The 13,543-nt window shown below is 69.8% G+C and carries 14 protein-coding genes and 1 pseudogene; 4 read left to right on the top strand and 11 right to left on the bottom strand.

Translation table 11 applies throughout. The features are described 5' to 3' along the window. Nucleotides 1-225: 225 nt before the first annotated feature. Nucleotides 226-822: a helix-turn-helix domain-containing protein gene (locus AB0G04_RS42965; protein ID WP_360996131.1), complete on the bottom strand. Its 597-nt coding sequence runs from the start codon at nt 820-822 to the stop codon at nt 226-228. A gap of 74 nt (nt 823-896) precedes the next feature. Between AB0G04_RS42965 and AB0G04_RS42970 the strand changes: the two genes are divergently transcribed. Continuing rightward, nucleotides 897-1,832, top strand: coding sequence for an LLM class F420-dependent oxidoreductase (locus tag AB0G04_RS42970; protein WP_360996134.1), 936 nt, complete (start codon nt 897-899; stop codon nt 1,830-1,832). Between the two features lie 108 nt (nt 1,833-1,940). On the opposite strand, the gene AB0G04_RS42975 is transcribed toward AB0G04_RS42970, so the two are convergent. The 7 genes and pseudogenes from AB0G04_RS42975 to AB0G04_RS43005 form a co-directional block, all read right to left on the bottom strand. Continuing rightward, entirely contained in the window at nt 1,941-2,618 is a 678-nt protein-coding gene (locus AB0G04_RS42975; RefSeq protein WP_360996137.1) for a cupin domain-containing protein, read from the bottom strand. Then, nucleotides 2,615-2,986 (bottom strand): annotated as a pseudogene (locus AB0G04_RS42980) (DUF6807 family protein); the annotation flags it as partial. The gene AB0G04_RS42975 and the pseudogene AB0G04_RS42980, both read right to left, overlap by 4 nt. Nucleotides 2,987-3,064: 78 nt before the next feature. Further along, nucleotides 3,065-4,141, bottom strand: coding sequence for a Gfo/Idh/MocA family oxidoreductase (locus tag AB0G04_RS42985; protein ID WP_360996140.1), 1,077 nt, complete (start codon nt 4,139-4,141; stop codon nt 3,065-3,067). Between the two features lie 98 nt (nt 4,142-4,239). Continuing rightward, on the bottom strand, nt 4,240-5,520 hold the full coding sequence (locus AB0G04_RS42990) for an extracellular solute-binding protein (RefSeq protein ID WP_360996143.1): 1,281 nt from the start codon (nt 5,518-5,520) through the stop codon (nt 4,240-4,242). A 24-nt stretch (nt 5,521-5,544) separates the two neighbouring features. Beyond that, nucleotides 5,545-6,438 carry a carbohydrate ABC transporter permease gene (locus AB0G04_RS42995; protein WP_360996146.1) on the bottom strand — a complete coding sequence of 298 codons (894 nt, stop codon included), beginning with the start codon at nt 6,436-6,438 and terminating at the stop codon, nt 5,545-5,547. Further along, the gene (locus AB0G04_RS43000) at nt 6,431-7,372 is read right to left on the bottom strand and encodes a sugar ABC transporter permease (RefSeq protein WP_360996149.1); all 942 of its coding nucleotides are present in this window, start codon (nt 7,370-7,372) and stop codon (nt 6,431-6,433) included. Before AB0G04_RS43000 ends, AB0G04_RS42995 begins: the two co-directional genes overlap by 8 nt. 86 nt (nt 7,373-7,458) lie before the next feature. Next, nucleotides 7,459-8,583 (bottom strand): LacI family DNA-binding transcriptional regulator, encoded by a 1,125-nt coding sequence (locus AB0G04_RS43005; RefSeq protein WP_360996152.1) that lies wholly within the window; start codon nt 8,581-8,583, stop codon nt 7,459-7,461. Between the two features lie 95 nt (nt 8,584-8,678). Here AB0G04_RS43005 and AB0G04_RS43010 point away from each other — a divergent pair, with 95 nt between their 5' ends. Further along, nucleotides 8,679-9,833 (top strand): LacI family DNA-binding transcriptional regulator, encoded by a 1,155-nt coding sequence (locus AB0G04_RS43010; RefSeq protein WP_360996155.1) that lies wholly within the window; start codon nt 8,679-8,681, stop codon nt 9,831-9,833. Nucleotides 9,834-10,038: 205 nt separating this feature from the next. Further along, nucleotides 10,039-10,542, top strand: coding sequence for an RICIN domain-containing protein (locus AB0G04_RS43015; RefSeq protein WP_360996158.1), 504 nt, complete (start codon nt 10,039-10,041; stop codon nt 10,540-10,542). Nucleotides 10,543-10,615: 73 nt separating this feature from the next. Here AB0G04_RS43015 and AB0G04_RS43020 read toward each other — a convergent pair whose 3' ends face one another. Continuing rightward, the gene (locus tag AB0G04_RS43020; RefSeq protein WP_360996161.1) at nt 10,616-11,347 is read right to left on the bottom strand and encodes a VOC family protein; all 732 of its coding nucleotides are present in this window, start codon (nt 11,345-11,347) and stop codon (nt 10,616-10,618) included. 188 nt (nt 11,348-11,535) lie between these two features. Continuing rightward, complete coding sequence (locus AB0G04_RS43025; protein WP_360996164.1) at nt 11,536-12,606, bottom strand: alkene reductase; 1,071 nt, start codon at nt 12,604-12,606, stop codon at nt 11,536-11,538. Nucleotides 12,607-12,707: 101 nt separating this feature from the next. On the opposite strand from AB0G04_RS43025, the gene AB0G04_RS43030 reads away from it, so the two are divergent. Beyond that, complete coding sequence (locus AB0G04_RS43030) at nt 12,708-13,160, top strand: MarR family winged helix-turn-helix transcriptional regulator (RefSeq protein ID WP_360996166.1); 453 nt, start codon at nt 12,708-12,710, stop codon at nt 13,158-13,160. Here AB0G04_RS43030 and AB0G04_RS43035 read toward each other — a convergent pair. Continuing rightward, the coding region (locus AB0G04_RS43035) for a cell division protein DivIVA (RefSeq protein WP_360996168.1) at nt 13,096-13,543 on the bottom strand (448 nt) is incomplete at its 5' end. The two genes, AB0G04_RS43030 and AB0G04_RS43035, sit on opposite strands and share 65 nt — an antisense overlap.

The raw sequence follows: 13,543 nt of genomic DNA on the forward strand, positions 1-13,543 counted from the left end.
CCGCGGGCTACGGTGAACGCTCGTTGAACCTCACGCTTACTCAGCGTGCCCGGTAGGTGTGCGAAGACCCCGGCTCACCGGGATTCGGACCGCCGGCGGTTCCGTGACGGAGGGAGTCGGGCATGGCCAAGAAGTCGAAGAAGTCCAAGAAGGACAAGAAATCGAAGAAGGACAAGAAGAAGTGATCGAGCAGGGCCGCCGGTCTTCTCCGGCGGCCCTGCCCCGTCACGTCCGGCCCGGGTTCAGGGTGCGCGCGGCCTCGACGGCCCGCCCGGCGATGGCGTCGACGGTGCTGTCGTTGCGGGCGAAGAACCCCTCGGCGTAGAGCGAGGCATAGCCGTGCGCCACCGCGATGGTGGCCTCGACCAGCAGAACCGTCTCCTCGTAGGAGCGGGTCGCGGTGGCCGCGCCGAGCTCGAGCATGGTCGTCATCAGGGTGCGGGTGTGCTCGCGCCGGGCATCGTCGGTGACCCGGTAGAGCTCAGCGGCGTAGATGACCGGCAGACCGGCACCGGTGCGGGTGACGAACCTGACATAGGCGCCGGCGGTGGCGGCGAGGCGCTCGGCGGGATCGTCACCGGCCGCGTCCGCGGCGGCCAGGATCGCGGCGTTGAGATCGTGGGCGGCGGCGGCCGACACCGCGCTGAGCAGGTGGTCACGGTCGGGGAAGTGACGGTACGGCGCGGCCGAGCTCACCTCGAGCCGGCGGGCGACGGCCGCCACCGAGAAGCGCTGCAGCCCCTGCTCCGCCAGCAGGTCGAAGCTGGCCGAGATCAGCGCGGCGCGCAGATCGCCGTGATGATAGGCCCGGTTCGCCCCCACGCTTGCCTCCGTGTAAGTAGGCTCTTACATTAGCAAGTGAGAGCGCTCTTACATCAAGCAAGACGGAGGCACCGGTGACCATCCGACTCGGCTACCAGATCCCCAACTTCAGCTACGGCACCGGAGCGGAGAATCTCTTCGACACCGTCGCTGCCCAGGCCCGCGAGGCCGAGAGCAGCGGTTTCGACACCGTGCTCGTGATGGATCATCTGTACCAGCTACCCGGCATCGGTGCGCCCGAGGAGCCGATGCTGGAGGCATACACGACACTCGGCGCGCTCGCCTCGGCGACGTCCACGATCCAGCTGTCGACGCTGGTCACCGGTAACACGTACCGTAATCCCGCCTTTCTGGCCAAGACGGTGACCACGCTGGACGTGGTCTCCAAGGGCCGCGCCGTCCTCGGCATCGGTGCCGGCTGGTTCGAGCTCGAGCACGACGCGTACGGCTTCGAGTTCGGCACCTTCGGCCAGCGCTTCGAGCGGCTCGAGGAGGCGCTGAAGATCATCACGCCGATGCTGAAGGGCGAACCCGCCTCCCTCGACGGCAAGTGGTACACGGCCCGGGAGGCCCTCAACAACCCGCGGCTGCGCCCGCACATCCCGGTGATGCTCGGCGGTTCCGGCGAGCAGAAGACGTTCCGGCTGGCGGCCCGGTTCGCCGACCACATGAACATCATCTGCGACGTCGACGACCTGGCCCGCAAGGTCTCGGTGCTGCGTGAGCGCTGCGAGGAGATCGGCCGCGACCCGTCCACCCTGGCCACCAGCTTCCTGGTGATGGGCATGGTCGGCGAGACCGAGCAGGAGGCCGAGGAACTCGGCAGGACGATCCCGGAGGACCGCCGCAACCGGGCCTTCATCGGTACGCCGGACCGGGTGGCCGAGCAGATCCAGGAGCGGGTGCTCGGCGCCGGCATCGACGGCATCACCATCAACCTGATCCGCAACGGGCACCGGCCCGGCGTCGTCGCCTCGGTCGGCGCCGCCCTGAAGCCGCTGGTCAAATAAGGCCCCTGGGCCCCCGGTCACATCGACTCGGACAGCAGCACCGGCAGACCGGTCCGCAAGGACCGGTCTGCCGCCGATCCCGTCAGCACGATGTGGATGGCCGGCGGATCATCCGATGCCTTCCGTGACGTCGTAGGCGCCGAGCCGGCCGCACATGCCCCAGCGGGGCGGAGCGCTCGGTTCCGCGGTGCGCACCCCGGATCGGCGCAGGTGGCTGCCGTCGCCCCGGTCTAGGGCATCGATCATGTCCCCGGCCCGGTGGGTGGCCGCCTCGACGATCGCGCGCCAGCCGCCGAGCGCCGGCCGGACCAGCGCGGCCGCCGCATCGTAGAACCGCTCCAGCGGCTCCGGTTCGCCCTTCTCCGTGGCCTCGACCAGCTGCTGGAAGCCCTCGAGGGCCAAATTCCGGCGGCGGCGCACCGCCCGGTCCGGGTCTCCGTCGAGGCGTGCGGCCGCCCGGTAGCGCTCCCGGTCGGCGACGACCTCGGCCGGGAAAGTCATGACGGCGTCACCTGCCTCGGGCAGCCCGGCGTTCGACATGATCACGACGACGTCGAGGTCACCGTGGTCGACGGCACGGTGGATGGTGCCGGGCGGGAACCACACCGTGGTGCCGGCGGACAGCGGCGTCTCCCGCAGTCCGCCGGTGTCCAGGGTCTGCAGCAGGCCCGAACCGCCGACGACCAGGTACGCCTCGGTGGAGACGGTGTGCAGGTGCGGGGTGCCGCCGTGCTCGCTGTAGACGGACAGGCGGGTCACCGACGTACCGCCCGGGAAGGTCGTCATGCCAGCGCCTCCACTCCCAGCGCGGCGAGCTTCCCGGTGCCGCCGTCGCCGTGGTCACCGTCGGCGATCACGACCGCGTACCGGAACGACAGCGACGCGCCGGGCGCGAGGTCGTGTTCCGCGCTGAAGAACGGCGCGGGATTCAGACAGGCGAATTCGTCGGTACGGACGAACCAGCGCGGCGGGTGATGCGGATTCGCCGCGTCGTCCACGACCACGACCGTGGACGACCGGTCGACGCCGTCGTGGCGGCCGCGGAACGCGAACCACGGGGCCCGGCTGCCGCGCAGCTCGTCGCCGCCGGCACCGTCCGGTGACTGCAGGACTCCGCCGGTGAACGAGCGCGGCCCGCGCCAGAACAGCCCGCCGTATCCGGCGTTCTCCCGGCCTCGGGTGGTCGGCGATCGCGGAGACGGTTACCGCATGGCCCAGCCGGTGCTCGACCTTCATCGGACCGCTCCGTTCATCGCGCCGGCGAACGGATGTTCGGGGCCGATCTCACCGGCCCGGACCGGCCGGCCACCGGCCGCGGAGGCGTAGAGGGCGGCGATGAATTCCATGGTGGTACGGGTGTCGGCGAGCGACACCGGCGGGGCGATACCGGCGTCGAGCGCGTAGAGGACGGCGGCGAGCTGGTCGGTGTGCCCGCTGACCGTTTCCGACCGGCCCTCGTTCCACCGCCGGGTGAGGTCCTCGTGGCCGGGCACCGGCGTGATCGTCCAGTCCGCGTCACGGTAACCGTAGAGGTGCGTCAGCTCGACCGTCGCCCGTTCGAAGTCGAACCGCAGCGTGGACGTCTGCCGGGGCGATATCACCGAGTTGACCACCGAGGCGAGGGTGCCGTCGGCGAACGTCACCAGGGCCATCGACACGTCCTCGGTCTCCACGTCGCGGGCCCGCCGGGCGGTGACCGCGGTGACCTGCTCCCACGCGCCGAGGATGGAGAGCAGCAGGTCGAACTGGTGGATGCCGTGGCCCATGGTGGGGCCACCGCCCTCGGTCTCCCATTTGCCGCGCCACGGGACCCGGAAGTAGTCGTCGTCGCGGTACCACCGGGTCTCACAGGTGGCCAGCAGCGGCCGGCCCAGGTCGCCGGCGGCGATCATCTCGCGGAGCCGGTGCGCCCCGGTGCCGAAGCGGTGCTGGAAGACGGTCGCGACGTGCGCCCCGGTGCGCCGGGACGCCTCGGCGAGAACGTCCATCTCGGCGAGCGACAGTGTCGGCGGCTTCTCCACCAGCACGTTCGCGCCGGCTTCCAGGCAGCGCAGGGCCAGCGGAGTGTGGGTGGCCGGCGGGGTGCACAGGTGGACCAGGTCGACCCGCTCCCGTTTCAGCAGGTCGTCGAGGTTCGCGTGGACCTGCGGGATGCCCCACCGGGCGGCGAAGTGCCGGGCCAGTTCGGCATTGACGTCGGCGACGGCGACCGGGACGGCCCGGTCGGCGTGATCGAGCAGGGCCTGAGCGTGTACGGCTGCGATCGCTCCGGCGCCGACGATCGCCGCGCGATATCGGGGTTGAGACATGGCTCCCTTTGGCGAGGGTGACGGTCACTTCCGGCTGGCTCTCACCGCTGTCTCAAGCACGCTGAGACAGCGGTGAGGGTCAGCCCGTTCTGGACGGGTCAGGCGGCGTCGATGCCGGCCTGGAGCTCCTTGATGAAGCTCTCCGCGGCGGCCTGCGGCGTCTTGCGCTCGAACAGGACCTCCTCGGTGTGGCGCTTGAGGATGGCCTCCACGTCGCTGGCACCGTTCGGGGTGACGCGCGGAGCCTCGCCGACCTTGACCGAGTCGAGGAACTCGGCGGCGGCCTTGTCGGTGCCCTCCAGCTTGCCGGTCAGCGCCGTACGGATTTTGGTGTTGGCGGGGATGCCCCGGTCGGTGAGCAGCACGTCAGCGGCCTCCTGCGTGTTGGCCAGGAAGTTGACGAACGCGGCGGCCTCGGCCGGGTGCTTCGACCGCGACGAGATCGACCAGAACATCGACGGCTTGTAGTAGGCGCCGGGTGTCGTACCCTCGCCGGGGAGCTTGAGAAGTTTGAGGTTCTGACCGGATGCCTTGGCCAGCGAGGTGAGCTGGCTGTTCCACCAGGTGCCGAGGACCGACTTGTTGGTGGCGGTGCCGGACTGGTCGAGGCCGGCGCCGGCCCGCTCGACGCTGACCGAGGCGGACGGGGCGATGCCCTGCTTGGACAGGTCGAGCAGATACTGCCAGTACCCGGCGAGGACGTCGGCCGGGATCGCGACCTTCCCCTCGGGTGAGTACAGGGAGGCGCCGTTCTGGCGGGCCCAGATGTTGACGCTGCCGATGTCGAAGCCCCACGACTGGACGCCGGTCACCTCGCCGCCGCCGGCCTTGGACAGCTCACCGCCGATGCGCTTGAGATCGTCCCAGGTCCAGGTGGAGTCGTCGGGAACGGCGACCTTGTACTTGGCCAGCAGGTCGGTGTTGGCGACCAGCGAGTACGTGGTGATGCCGGTGGGCAGGCCGTACTGCTTGCCGTCGATCGTTCCGGTCGCCAGGGCGTTGGGGTCGAAGTCGGCGGTGCTCAGGTTCTTGCCGGCGGTGCCGAGGTCGAGCAGGGCCCCGCGCTCGGCATACGACGCGAGGTACAGCTCGTCCATCTGGATGATGTCCGGGGCGTCGTTCGCGGCGACCGTGGTGGCCAGGCTGTCCCAGTAGCCGTTCCACTCCTTGAACTCACCCTTGATCGTGATGTTCGGGTGGGCCTTCTGCCACAGGTCGATGACCTGCTGGGTGCGCTGGTGCCGGGCGTCCGAGCCCCACCAGGTGAACCGCAGCTCGATCTTGTCGGCGGTGAGGTCACCGTCCGCCTTGCCACCGTCCGACCCGCCGCATCCGGCGAGCATCAACGCGGCAAGAGCTCCGGCGAGGAGTTTTCTCATGTTGTTCCTCCGGGGGGTGAGGTGTTATTTGATGCCGGTGGTCGCGATGCCCTTGATCAGGAACCGCTGGCCGACGAGGAACGCGAGGAAGATCGGGAGGAGTGAGACGACGCTCATCGCGAACATCGATCCCCACGAGGTGGAGACGGTGGCGTCGACATAGGAGCGCAGAGCGACCGGCACCGTGTACATCTCCGGGTCGGTCAGGTAGATGAGCTGGCCGAAGAAGTCGTTCCACGTCCAGATGAACGTGAAGATCGTGGTGGTGGCCAGGGCCGGCAGCATCAGCGGCAGGATGACCTGCGCGAAGATGCGCGGGTGGCCGGCACCGTCGATCCGGGCCGCCTCGTCCAGCTCGCGCGGCAGTCCACGGATGAACTGGACCATCAGGAAGACGAAGAAGGCGTCGGTCGCCAGCAGTTTCGGCACGATCAGCGGCAGGAACGTGTTCACCCACCCGAACTGGGAGAACATCACGTACTGCGGCACGATGATCACGTGGATCGGCAGCATGATGGTGCCGAGCATGATCGCGAACCAGATCTTCTTGCCGGTGAACTCGAGCCGGGCGAAGGCGTACGCGGCCATCGAGCAGGAGACCAGGTTGCCGATGATGCAGCCGAGCACCACGATCGCCGAGTTGATCAGGTAGTGGCCGAACGGTGAGGACAGCGCGTTCCAGCCCTCGCTGTAGTTGCTGAACTCCAGGCCGTCGGGGATCAGACCCGGGGAACGGAAGATCTCGTCGCCGGGTCGCAGCGAGCTGACCACCATCCAGATCACCGGGTAGAGCATCACCAGGGTGAGCAGGGTCAGGCCGGTGTGCTTGGCGACGCTGCAAGCTTTCCCGGGGATCTTGACTTCCCTCTGCGGTACGGCCGCAGGGACTTTGTAGGCGCGTTCCCGCAGGTCAGTCATCGTAGAAGACCCATCGCTTGGCGGCCCAGAAATTGACCGCGGTGAACGCCGCGATGATGAGCAGCAGGAGCCAGGCCAGGGCCGAGGCGTAGCCCATGTCGAAGCTGTGGAAGCCGCGCTGGTAGAGGTAGAGCGTGTAGAACATGGTGGAGTCGGACGGACCGCCGGTGCCGCCGGAGACCACGAACGCCTGGGTGAACGACTGGAAGGCGTGGATGATCTGCAGCACCAGGTTGAAGAAGATGATCGGTGACAGCAGCGGGACGGTGATCCGGCGGAACTGGGTCCACCGGCCGGCGCCGTCGATCGACGCCGCCTCGTAGTACATGACCGGGATCTGCCGCAGCCCGGCCAGGAAGATCACCATCGGTGCCCCGAAGGTCCACACGTTGAGCACGATCAGGGTGGACAGTGCCGTGTCCGGGTCGGAGATCCAGCCCTTGCCCTGGATCCCGAACACGCCGAGGAGCTGGTTGATCAGGCCCTCGGCGCCGAAGATCTGCCGCCACAGCACCGCGATCGCCACGCTCGAGCCGAGCAGCGACGGCAGGTAGAACGCCGAACGGTAGAACGCCAGTCCGCGCATCCCGCGGTCGAGCAGCATGGCGAGTGCGAGCGCGCAGGCCAGTTGCAGCGGGACGGAGATCAGCACGTACGTGAAGGTGACGCGCAGCGCGTTGTGCAGCCGCTCGTCGGAGAGCATCCGGGTGAGGTTCTCCAGCCCGTTGAACTCGGGCGGCTGGATCAGGTTGTAGTCGGTGAAGCCCAGGACGAACGACGCGGCGACGGGGCCGGCGGTGATCAGCACGAGCCCGGCGAACCAGGGCAGCAGAAACAGGAGGGCGGTCCTGGTGTCGCGCTTGCGTGGCGGACCGCCGGTGGAGGTGTTGAGCCGTTGAAGTTCGCCGATGGCGCTCACCCGACCCCCTTCCATCTTGGAAACCGTATTCCGGAGTCTGCAACCGTTACGGCGGGGCGGTCAAGTGTTTCGCGGAGGTGAATCGAGCGGGAGGAAAGCGCTTACCCAGGCGCCCGGAGTACGCCCGTGCTCCCCCGCACGATGAGGGAGCCACGGAACGTCTCCCGCGCCGGCCCGCCACCCTCCGGCCGCCCCCGGACAGCGAGCTCGATCGCCCGGACACCGATCTCGGTGAACGGCAGCGCGACCGTCGTCAGCCCCGGAGTCAGGTCCCTGGCGAGCGGCACGTCGTCGAACCCGGTGACCGACACCCGGCCCGGCACGTCGAGCCCCGCCGCGCGGCAGGCCGCGAGCACCCCGATGGCCACCGTGTCGTTGATCGCCACCAGCACGTCCGTACCGTCCAGACCCTCCCGGATCAGCTGAGCCGTCGCGTCGAACCCGCCCTGCCGGCTGACCTCGCAGTTCACGATCCGGATGTCCTGCACGTCGGCGCCCGCGGCCAGCAGGCCCTCCACATAACCGGAGGTACGGGCGGCGGCGTACGCCCGCTCGCGGGTCCCGGCCAGGATGATCGCCCGGCGGTGCCCGGTCCGGGCCAGATGCTCGCCCATCAGCCGCGCCGACCACCGGTCGTCCACCGCGAGCGCGTCGAACGGCAGCTGGACGCTGCCGCTGCCGTAGACGATCACCCGGCCGCCGTTGCGCTCGAAAGCCCGCAACTCGTCGAGAACCCGGGTGTCCGGCGACTCGTGGCTGATCCGGGTACTGGTCAGCACCAGTGCCCGCGGACGGAACCCGGCCAGCGTACGGACGGTCGCCGCCTGCAGCTCGGGCAGGCCGCGGGTCGAGGAGACCGTGACGAACGCGTCCACGGTCCGGGCCTGACGCTCCATGGCGGCCACCACGGCGGCCACCGCGGGCGTCGCCAGATCGTCAGCTACCAGGGCGATCGCGTCACTGCCCCGGTTCATCGCCCGAGCCGCGGCGTCCATCGTGTAACGCAGGCGGGTGGCCGCCTCGACGACCTTGCGCGCGTTCTCCGGCGCCACCGACCGATTACCGCCGCCGAGCACCCGCGACGCGGTCGCCACGGACACTCCAGCCTCCGCGGCAACATCACGTAGGGTGACGGTATCCCTGGCGCGGTGCGGCAAGCTGGCGTCCTTTCCGGGTGCGACGGTTGCGCGGCGTGAGCAACAGGATAACGAGATCCACTGCCGCACGGGCGCGCGTGAGGTTCGTCCACGCCGGGGCGTCTCCGCCGTCGCGAACCGGCCTCACCGACGGAAACCGTATCCCGTCGTGCCAGAATCGCGGAGTGAGTGACCACGACCGGACGGGCACCGTCACGCTGCACGACGTGGCACGCGAGGCGGGCGTCTCCTACGCCACCGCGTCCCGGGCACTCAACGGCAGCGACCGCAGTGTCCGCGCCGAGAACCTGGCCCGCGTCCAGGAAGCGGCCGCCCGGCTCGGCTACTCGCCGCACGTCTCCGCGCAGGCCATCGCCCGCGGCTCCAGCAACACCGTGGCGCTGATCGTGGGAGCCGTCGACGACCCCTACTTCGCGTCCATCGCCGACGGTGTGGCCGAGGGCGCCTACCAGGCGGGGCTCACCCTGACCGCGGCGGTCACCGACCGTTCGCCGGACATGGGCCTGCAGATCGTACGGACCATGCGCGGCCGCCGTCCGAAGGTCATCCTGATCGCCGGCAGCCGGGTCGACGACGACGGTGTCTACGCGGCCCTCGCCGAGGAACTGGCCACATACCGGCGCGCCGGCGGCCGGGTGGCCCTGCTGAGCCGCAACGACCTCGACTTCCCCACCCTTGCCGTCGACCACCACGGCGGCGCGTTCCGGCTGGCCCAGGCTCTGGCCGGGCTCGGCTACCGGCGGTTCGCGGTGGTGCACGGCGACGACCGGATCCGGATGTCGCACGACCGCCGCCAGGGATTCCTGGACGGGTTGCGCCAGGCCGGGATCGTGCCGGAACCCCGGCATGTGATCACCACCGACCTCAACCGCGACGGCGGTCATCGAGCGGCCGCCTTCCTGCTCGGCGGCGCCGCCGAGGCCCGGCCCGGCGGTGGCACCGGGGGCCCGCGGGACGGGGCCGGGGGCCCGCCCGTCACCGCCGAGCGGCTGCCCGGCGTCGGCGTCGGCGTCGGCGTCGGCGTCGGCGTCGGCGTCGGCGTCGGCGTCGAGGCGATCTTCGCGGTGAACGACGTGATGGCGATCGGCGCGATGACCGCGGTGCGCGAGGCGGGGCTCACGCCGGGGCGGGACATCGCGGTAGCCGGTTTCGACGACATCGACGCCGCCCGTGACGTCACGCCGGCGCTGACATCGGTGCGGGTGCCGCTGCGCGAGCTGGGCCGCCGGGCTCTTGAACTCGCCCTTTCCGACGAGTCTCCCGGCATCGTCGAGGTTCCGGTACAGGTGGTGCTCCGCGAAAGCACACCGCCACGCTGACGCCGTTCCCCAATAGGAAACCGTATTCCCAGGCAGGCGCTGTTTCCGTCACCGCTACGGGTGAGCCAACCGTGTCATCATCCGGATTCCGCCATTGCGTAATGGATGTCCTGGTTGCATCAGTGCTGCCGGGAGACGGACCGCGAGAACGGCTCAGCGGCACAATCCGCCCCCGGCTCCGCGCCCCCAGATCGAAGGAACACCCATGTCCGCTGCCCGGGCCACCATCACATCCGCACTGCTCATCACCCTTGTCACCGCCGCCATGGGCGCGCCTCCGGGTCCGGCTCGTGCGGACGACGCCGATGGCCTCCTCATCCGGAACAGGCTGTCGTCGAAGTGCCTGATCGCCCGGGAGAGCGACGACTCCTCCGTCACCCAGTGGGTCTGCGACGATTCGCTCGACAGTCATCGATGGAGATTCGAGGGGCACGACCACAATCTCCGGATCATCAACATGGCGAGCGGGAAATGCCTGACCGCCTTCGGCCGGGACAACGGCCAGCTCGTATATGCCGCTGATTGCGGCATGGAAAATGCCTTCGACGACTGGAAACTGGTCCGCAAGGACGGGTGGACGGAGATCCGCCTCCTCGAATCCGACAAGTGCCTCGATCTGCACGCGGACAACCGGGCCAGCGGCGCGGTCATCCAGCAGTGGGGCTGCAACTGGGGCCACAACGCCAACCAGATGTGGGAGTTCGCTTAGACCCAGGCCGTTCTCGCGGCGGCCCAGGCCGTTCTCGCGGCGGCCCAGGCCGGGGCCTACGCGCAGGCCCCGGTCAGGCCGGCGTGAGCAGGCAGAATTCGTTGCCCTCCGGATCGGCGAGGACCTTCCAATGGATGTCGGCATCGCCCAGGTCGACGTCGGTGGCGCCGAGAGTCCGCAGCCTGGCCGCCTCGGCGTCCAGGTCGTCCCCCGGGTACGGGCGGACGTCGAGGTGGACACGATTCCACCCGGTCTTGGTCTCGGGAACACGGACGAACCGCAGGTACGGACCGACACCCGCAGCCGAACGCAGCACGGCGGTCCGGCCGGTCACCTCGTGCACGGTCCAGTCCGTGGCCTCGCCCCAGAACCGGGCCATGGCCCGCGGATCCAGGCAGTCGACCACCACGGCCGCGATCGGTCCGGTCTCGTCGTAGAGGGAGTCCAGCACGCAGAACTCGTTGCCTTCCGGGTCGGCCAGGACCGTCCACGGCACATCGTCCTGGCCGACGCCGGCGGGAGTCGCGCCGAGCTTGGTCAGGCGCGCGACCAGCTCCGCCCGGTGGGCCGCCGAGCCGGCCGCGAGGTCGAGGTGCACGCGGTTCTTGACCCTCTTGGGTTCCGGGGAGACGACAAGGTCGACACAGACCGCGACGGGGTCGGGATAGACGAAGCCCTCAGGTTCGAGGTTCGTCACGCCGGGGCCTTCGCTCGAGATCGCCCAGCCGAGCGCCTCCGCCCAGAAACCGCCGAGCGCGTTGTCGTCCTTCGCCTTCATGTTGATCTGCACAAGCCGTGTCGCCATGCCGACGACCTTAGATCCTTCCGGTCGGCGGTTGAGCCCGGGCCGAGCCGGCGGTTCAGTCAAGGGGCACCGGCGTAGGCGAAGGGTCTGGCCGCCCGCCGGCGCGCCGCTGTCCACCCGTACGACCAAGTGATCGTTATCGGTCCGGAAGGCCCGCCGCCCGGACGTAGGCGGCGGGCTGGAGGACGTCAGGCGTCGAGGGCCGGGTAGTCGGTGTAGCCCTTCTCGTCGCCGCCGTAGAAGCTGGCCGGGTCGGGAGTGTTGAACGGGCCGCCGGCGGCGAGCCGGGCCGGGAGGTCCGGGTTGGCCAGGAAGAGCGCGCCGAAGGAGACCAGGTCGGCGGTGCCGTCCTCGATCAGGGCCAGCGCCTCCGGGCCGGTGGGCGCCGGGTACGTGGGCGGGTTGACGATGAACGTGGCGGGCCAGCGCTCGCGCAGGCTGCGGGTCAGGCCACGGTCCTGGTTCTCGACGAGGTGCAGGTAGGCGAGGCCGAGCGGGGCCAGCCGCTCCGTGAGAGTCGTGTAGACCTCGTCGATGTTCTCCTCGGCGATGTCGTTGTAGGGGTTGCCCGGGGAGACCCGGATGCCGACCTTGTCGCCCCCAATCGCCGCGGCCACCGCGGCGGCGACCTCGACGGCGAAGCGGATCCGGCCGTCGACGCTGCCGCCCCAGCCGTCGGTACGCCGGTTGGCGTTGGAGGAGAGGAACTGGTGCACGAGGTAGCCGTTGGCGCCGTGGATCTCCACGCCGTCGAAGCCGGCCTCGATCGCGTTGCGGGCCGCCGAGGCGAAGTCGGCGATGGTCTCGGTGATCTCGTCCTCGGTCAGTTCACGCGGGGCGACCAGGACCTGCGGGCCCTCGTGGGTGAAGACCTGGCCGTCGGCCTTGACCGCGGACGGGCCGACCGGGTGCAGGTCGTCGGGCAGCAGGCTGGGATGGCTGATCCGGCCGGTGTGCATGAGCTGGGCGAAGATCACGCCGCCCTCGGCATGCACCGCATCGGTGACCTTGCGCCAGCCGGCGATCTGTTCGTCGCTGTGCAGGCCCGGGGTGTTCATGTAGCCCTGGCCGCCCACCGACGGCTGGGTGCCCTCGGTGATGATCAGGCCGGCACCGGCGCGCTGCGCGTAGTACGTGGCCATCAGGTCGGTGGGGGTGTTGCCGGGCCCGTAGGCGCGGCTGCGGGTCATCGGAGCCATCGCGATGCGGTTGGCCAGCTTGGTCCCGGCCATGTCGTACGAGTCGAAGGCGTTGGCCATCAGAGTGCTCCTCAGTGGAAGTTCGCGTCGCGAAAGTGGAAGTTCGCGTCGCGAATCAAACTAGTTCGCGGCGCGAACATCCGCAAGGTAGGATGACGTGCATGACAGCGGCCCCGGGATTCGGCAACACCCTGGTGCGCCTCTCCGTGCTGATCCAGCGGCGCTACGCGCAGATCTGCGCCGACCACGACCTCACCGTCGCGCAGGCCCAGCTGCTCTGCGCGGTCAAGGACGAGCCCCGCGGGATGAGTGAGCTGGCCCAGTTGCTCGGCCTGGCCAAACCCGGCCTCAGCGGGCTTGTCGATCGCACCGTGCGCCGCGGTCTCGTCGAGCGGGTGGCCTGCCCCAATGACCGCCGGGCGTGCAGCGTGGCCGGCACACCGATGGGCAAGGAGATTGGCCGGGCGATGTATCGCGACGTGGCGATCCGGCTCCCGGACATCTTCGACGGTCTGCCGGAGTCCGATCGGCGGGTGCTGGAGGAGCTGGTCAGTGCGGCGATCGGTTCGCCGGTTTCGGGTCCATGCCTCGAAGACGGTCCCCCAGCTGACTGATCAGTGACTCGCGCCGTTCCCGGGCCTCGCGGCACAGTGCGTCGATCCGGGCCAGGGCGTCGCGGCGCCTGGTGACCAGGCCGGCGATCCGCTCGGCGTGGACGCTGCGGGCATCGGCCACCACCGTCGAGGCCCGCAGTTCCGCGTCACTGACCAGCAGCGCTGCCTCGGTCGAGGCCTTGCGCAGCAGCTCCCCGGCGACCCGGTCCGCCTCGGCGGTGTGCTGATCGGCGGTCTGCTGGGCGATCTCCACGAGGCGGAACGGGTCCACCGCCGCGGTGCGGGCCTTCTCGAGTTCGGCCCGCAGGCTTTCCGCCCGCTGCTGAGCCTCGGCACGCTCGCGCTCGAGACGGCGCAGACCGGCCGCCGGGTCGCTCTGCATC

Source organism: Actinoplanes sp. NPDC023801 (assembly GCF_040639655.1).
Taxonomy (GTDB): domain Bacteria; phylum Actinomycetota; class Actinomycetes; order Mycobacteriales; family Micromonosporaceae; genus Actinoplanes.

What these genes read in the sequence shown, in the direction of transcription:
- AB0G04_RS42975 (WP_360996137.1), bottom strand. Translation starts at nt 2,618, where the DNA reads ATGACGACCTTCCCGGGCGGTACGTCGGTGACCCGCCTGTCCGTCTAC.
- AB0G04_RS43030 (WP_360996166.1), top strand. Translation starts at nt 12,708, where the DNA reads ATGACAGCGGCCCCGGGATTCGGCAACACCCTGGTGCGCCTCTCCGTG.
- AB0G04_RS42985 (WP_360996140.1), bottom strand. Translation starts at nt 4,141, where the DNA reads ATGTCTCAACCCCGATATCGCGCGGCGATCGTCGGCGCCGGAGCGATC.
- AB0G04_RS43000 (WP_360996149.1), bottom strand. Translation starts at nt 7,372, where the DNA reads ATGGAAGGGGGTCGGGTGAGCGCCATCGGCGAACTTCAACGGCTCAAC.
- AB0G04_RS43020 (WP_360996161.1), bottom strand. Translation starts at nt 11,347, where the DNA reads ATGGCGACACGGCTTGTGCAGATCAACATGAAGGCGAAGGACGACAAC.
- AB0G04_RS43025 (WP_360996164.1), bottom strand. Translation starts at nt 12,606, where the DNA reads ATGGCCAACGCCTTCGACTCGTACGACATGGCCGGGACCAAGCTGGCC.
- AB0G04_RS42990 (WP_360996143.1), bottom strand. Translation starts at nt 5,520, where the DNA reads ATGAGAAAACTCCTCGCCGGAGCTCTTGCCGCGTTGATGCTCGCCGGA.
- AB0G04_RS43015 (WP_360996158.1), top strand. Translation starts at nt 10,039, where the DNA reads ATGTCCGCTGCCCGGGCCACCATCACATCCGCACTGCTCATCACCCTT.
- AB0G04_RS42995 (WP_360996146.1), bottom strand. Translation starts at nt 6,438, where the DNA reads ATGACTGACCTGCGGGAACGCGCCTACAAAGTCCCTGCGGCCGTACCG.